General features: G+C 72.6%; 1 protein-coding gene. It reads left to right on the top strand.

The window, feature by feature from the left end; all coding sequences use genetic code 11:
* The first annotated feature begins 190 nt into the window (after positions 1–190).
* Positions 191–1,471, top strand: coding sequence for a cation:proton antiporter (locus tag ABZ261_RS29480; protein ID WP_356864386.1), 1,281 nt, complete (start codon positions 191–193; stop codon positions 1,469–1,471).
* Positions 1,472–1,596 lie beyond the last annotated feature (125 nt).

Genomic DNA, 1,596 nt, shown 5'->3' with positions numbered 1-1,596 from the left:
CATCCAGTGGCTCATCGACCACGGCGGGAGGGTCCACTCGTCCGTCATCTCGGGCCCGCGGCCCGCCCGCCGCACCGGCTCCGCGCAGCCGTCGTTCTCCTTCCCCCATCGATTCGGGAGAGTCGCAGTCTTGGGATCACACACCATTGCCGCCGGGCCCTCGCCTTCCGCCACGGCGAGTCTGCTGTGCGTGCTGGCACTGATCGTCGCCGCTGCGTCCGTCTTCTCCAGGCTGGCCCAGCGGCTGCGGCAGCCGGCCGTCGTCGGTGAGATCGTCGCCGGGGTCGTCCTCGGTCCCAGCGTGCTGGGGCTGCTGCCGGGAGACCTGGTCGGCCTGGTCTTCCCCGCGGACGTCCGGCCCTATCTGCAGGTCCTGTCCCAACTGGGCCTGGTGCTGTTCATGTTCGGGGTCGGCTACGAGTTCGACGTCGCCCGGCTGCGCCGCCACGGGGCCCAGGTCACCGCCGTGTCGCTGACCTCCGTCGCCCTGCCGTTCGCCCTGGGCGCCGGGCTGGCCGTGCTGCTGACCCCGTGGTTCGACCGTGCGCACATGAAGACGGACGGCCTGCTCGTGCCCGCCCTGTTCCTCGGGGCGGCGATGTCCATCACCGCGTTCCCGGTGCTCGCCAGGATCATCGACGAACGCGGCCTGCAGAAGGACCGGGTGGGCGTCGTCGCGGTGGCCTGCGCGGCGATCCAGGACGTCCTGGCCTGGATCGTCCTCGCGGTGGTCGTCGCGCTCGCGGGCAGCACCGGCCCCTGGCCCCTGGTGCGGATGGCCCTCTCCTGTGCGGCGCTGATGGCGGCACTGGTCTGGGTGGTCCGGCCGGCCCTGGCCTGGGCCCTGTCCCCGGCGCGTGTGTGGTCCGGCCCCCTGATCACTCAAGCAGTCCTGGTCGTGGGCCTGCTGCTGAGCGCCTGGGCGACCGAGGCCATGGGACTGCACGCGGTGTTCGGGGCGTTCGCCTTCGGGGCCGTGGCGCCCCGGGCCGAGGTGAACGCCGGCGCACCCGAGGTGCCGGAACGCGTCGAGCAGGCCAGCCTGCTGCTGCTGCCGGTGTTCTTCGTGGTCACCGGCCTGTCCGTGGACCTCGGCGGGCTGGGCCGGAACGGGGTGCTCATCCTGGTGGCGGTGCTGGTCGTGGCCTGCGCCGGGAAGTTCCTCGGCGCGGCGGGCGCGGCCGGTCTGACGGGCGCGAGCCGACAGGACGCCACGGTGCTGGGCGTGCTGATGAACGCCCGCGGGCTGACGGAACTGGTCATCCTGAACGTGGGTCTGGGGCTCGGTGTCCTGGACGGCCAGATGTTCACCGCCATGGTGACGATGGCCATCGTGACCACCGTGATGACGGGCCCGCTGCTGGACCGGTTCCACCGCCGGGCGGTGCCGGCGCCCCGCCCGGGCGAGCCGGTGGCGCCGGATAGGGGCGACCACCGGCCCCTGGTCACCTCGCCGGACGAGGGGCACTGAGCACAGCACGAGGGCAGCATGTCGGGGGTGTTCCTCGCGCAGTGCGCGAGGCCGTGATGGTGCTGCTCTTCGCGGTGATCGTCGCCCTGCTGTACTGGGCGGCCCCGAACGTCAAGCGCAAGCTC

Source organism: Streptomyces sp. NPDC006193 (assembly GCF_040613915.1).
Classification (GTDB): Bacteria; Actinomycetota; Actinomycetes; order Streptomycetales; family Streptomycetaceae; genus Streptomyces.
Note: the sequence above shows the minus strand (reverse complement) of the source record. Positions and strands in the feature narration are given on the sequence as shown.